The sequence below is a fragment of the Moorena sp. SIO4A5 genome, assembly GCF_010672005.1.
GTDB lineage: Bacteria > Cyanobacteriota > Cyanobacteriia > Cyanobacteriales > Coleofasciculaceae > Moorena.
Genome location: NZ_JAAHHZ010000602.1, coordinates 1 through 3,007, shown reverse-complemented (window position 1 = coordinate 3,007; position 3,007 = coordinate 1). Strand labels below are relative to the sequence as shown.

The following is a 3,007-nucleotide window of genomic DNA, read 5'->3' as shown; positions in this document are numbered from 1 at the left end:
TGACCAACTCTGGTCGAAGGTACCGTTACTGTCACAGATTCATCCCCCAGTCTTGCTGACTATCTTGACAATTTGGTCATTGGTGGAGCTATTTGCCTCCAAAAATCTATTAGGACAGCGAGTCTTACAAATAGTTCAGCTAGTCTTGAGTCCTCTGGTAGGGGCAATTCTTGGTATTGCTGTGACTCAGTTTGCTGAAGAACTAACGGGATTTGTCTGGGTAGTCGGTATTGTCGGCGGCTTATTAGCCTTCGTACTCCAGTTAGTTCAAGTGGGATGGTTCTACCGTTTGCGTGGCTTACCTGTGTGGGTAGTGTTTCTTCAGGATTTTCTGTGCGTAGTTTTGATAATTTTGGCTTTTGATGCTCCTGAACAAGGAGGATTAATCGCTTTACTACTACTGTGGTTAGCGATTCGCAGTGCTAAGCATTGGTATCGTTGGTATTTTCGAGGTAAGCGTTCCCGTATCAGTGATCAAAGCCATGACCAGAATCCTGACTGAAGGCGTTGACACTCCCCGCTTTAAAAAGACGGGGATTCTTGGTTCACAGTTCAATCTTTCTAATGCAGGATTGCTCCAACATTAAAAGCGGATTAAACTCCCCAAGCTTTAAAGATTCCGTATGCCCTACGGTACTTAGAGCCTTTTTTAGAATGTTTTTGGCAGCGTTAATGTCTCTATCTTCTGTGTATCCACACGAACAAATGTGAGTTCTTGTTGATAGAGACTTATTAACTTTTTTTCCACAGTTAGAGCAGTTTTGAGAGGTGTTATGGGGAGCTACAGTAATTGTTAGCTTGCCATATTTCACTCCAAAATATTCTAACCAGTGTCGAAAAGTTGACCATCCAACATCACTAATTGACTTGGCTAGATGTCGATTTTTTACCATACCCTTCACATTTAAGTCTTCATAGGCGACCACATCATTAGAGTGGATTACGCAGTATGCGACTCGCTTGCAATACTCTTTACGCTGCCGACTTACTCTTAAATGCTTTCGGGCATATTGACATCTAGCTTTGTGATAGTTTTTTGATTGCGGCTTGGCTCCACGAACGTACTTTTTAGATTTTCTGCGATTAGCACGATTTAACTGTTTCTCTGACTTTCGATAGAACTTTGGGTTTTCAATTGTATTTCCCAAGCTATCCGCTAGGAAGTATTTAATCCCGACATCCAAGCCAATGGCTTTACCTGTTGGTTCAGTTTCTATCTTGAGATCTACTGAAATACAAAACTGCACATAGTACCCATCCGCTCTTCTAACCAACCTGACTCGTTTAATGTCTTCGAGTTGATATAAATGGAGATCATAGGTTCCTTTCAGCTTCAATTTTCCGATCTTGTTTTGATCGGTGAAAGTGATAGCCTTTCGGTTCTCTGAAAGCTTCCATCCCGTTTTTTTGTATTCAACTGAACGAGGGTGTTTCTTGAACCTGGGAAAGCCTTTCTTTCCGGGTATCTTTCTTTTACAGTTCTCGTAAAATCGACTAATTGCGCTCCAAGTACATTCAGCCGCAGACTGCCTAGCTTGAGAGTTGAGCTGGTTTGCAAAGGGGAATTCTTTGGCCAGTACCCGACAATATTTATTGAGGTCATATTTGCCCACACCTTTATTGTCCATCCAATATCTTAGACAAGAATTACGGATGAACTTATAGGTGCGTATTGCCTCATCAATTGCCTTGTACTGACTGTCTTTACCTTTTGCTTTGAACTCGTAGACTATCAAAGTTAGACTCACTATCTATAGAGTTATACTAATTATTCTAGCATAATACTAGCTTGACAGCCGAATAAATTCGTCAAACTCGCTTATATCCCCCGGTTAAAACGCGGGGGTTTTACGCATCGCCCCGATAATATCCTGCCATTTCAGGATCGCCAACATACCCTTCGCCATAATCATTGATTCCCTGGCGAGTACCTAACGGGGCTTCAGGGCCATTTTTGCCCCCAGGAATTACGCCATCACTGAACTCACCAGCAGCAATCGATTGAATATCCGGTGATAAATCTACCAAGACCCAATGATAACTATCTATACGGGGTAGGCTAGCTGAGACAATTTTACCCTCTTGCTCAGCATCATCAAATACACTTGGCACATCAGAGTCATGGCAAATTAAGACTAGAGAACGGGTTCCTGGTGGTAAATCACTCCAACCTAAATGGGGATTTTTGTTATCTTAAAATACCATGTGTTTTTGTGGGTGATATTTACCAAAACCAAACTCTTTAGGAATCTTATCACCATTGGTAAAGTTATCACTCCACAGTTTCATTTTTTCTTTCTCCTTATCTATTAAGGCTTGAATTTACTTAACCTGATGTACCCTGTTGATAAACTAAGGTAAAAGGCAAATACGGGCGAAAACTAGCTTCGCCTAAGGCTGTATCACTGGAAACAAATGGATATCGTTCAGGATTACCCATGATCTTGAGCTTTGACAGCCTGTAGCACTTTTAACATTGTATCCGCTGCCTCAACCGCATCATAAGGCGACCACACTGGGTAAGACTGGTCAGGTTTAATTAAATCCGTTTCTTGTTGGGCTAGTTCCGAAATCAGAATCTGTATGATATAGAACTTGTCTGAGCGACTCAGTTCTCTCAAGGTCGAGATTAGTTCTGATGAAACCATAAAACACTCCGGTCAAGTCGAGCGTACTTTTCTATTCTAATAGTCCTCGTCCGCTGCCATGAAGTTTTATTTGCTGGACTTCAGTATCTATTAAGGCTTAAATTTCTTTAACTTTATAAGTCCAGATTTCTAAAGAAGTCTTGAGGTTAGTATTAGGATCAGGATAATATTACTCTCCACGCTCTATTAACTGGAGTTTAGACTATGATCAAATAACCCAGTCTTCTTTTGAGGCTGAGATGTTAGCAAATTTATTCAAAATTTGAGTTATGTCTTCTTATTTTTACCTTTTTTAGCAACCGTTTTTCCTTTTTTGACCACAGGATAGCGAATTCGTTTGTTTCTTTTTTGCCCAGTTT

The 3,007-nt window shown here is 40.8% G+C and carries 3 protein-coding genes and 1 pseudogene; 1 reads left to right on the top strand and 3 read right to left on the bottom strand.

All coding sequences use genetic code 11. The annotated features are described in order from the left end of the window. Positions 1-502, top strand: a 502-nt coding sequence (locus tag F6K57_RS41730) for a DUF4126 domain-containing protein (protein ID WP_293075063.1), incomplete at its 5' end; no start/stop codon positions are given. A gap of 43 nt (positions 503-545) precedes the next feature. Here F6K57_RS41730 and F6K57_RS41725 read toward each other — a convergent pair. From F6K57_RS41725 to F6K57_RS41715, 3 genes and pseudogenes are all read right to left on the bottom strand, one after another. After that, a complete protein-coding gene (locus F6K57_RS41725) occupies positions 546-1,736 on the bottom strand; it encodes an RNA-guided endonuclease TnpB family protein (protein WP_075904525.1) in 1,191 nt (396 codons plus the stop codon). Positions 1,737-1,848: 112 nt separating this feature from the next. Next, a pseudogene (locus F6K57_RS41720) lies at positions 1,849-2,178 on the bottom strand (hypothetical protein); the annotation flags it as partial. Between the two features lie 254 nt (positions 2,179-2,432). Then, positions 2,433-2,648, bottom strand: a complete 216-nt coding sequence (locus F6K57_RS41715) for a hypothetical protein (RefSeq protein ID WP_293042380.1) — start codon at positions 2,646-2,648, stop codon at positions 2,433-2,435. Positions 2,649-3,007: the final 359 nt, after the last annotated feature.

Bases quoted from the DNA above. Each gene is read 5' to 3' on its own strand.
- F6K57_RS41715 (WP_293042380.1), bottom strand. From the start codon at position 2,648: ATGGTTTCATCAGAACTAATCTCGACCTTGAGAGAACTGAGTCGCTCA.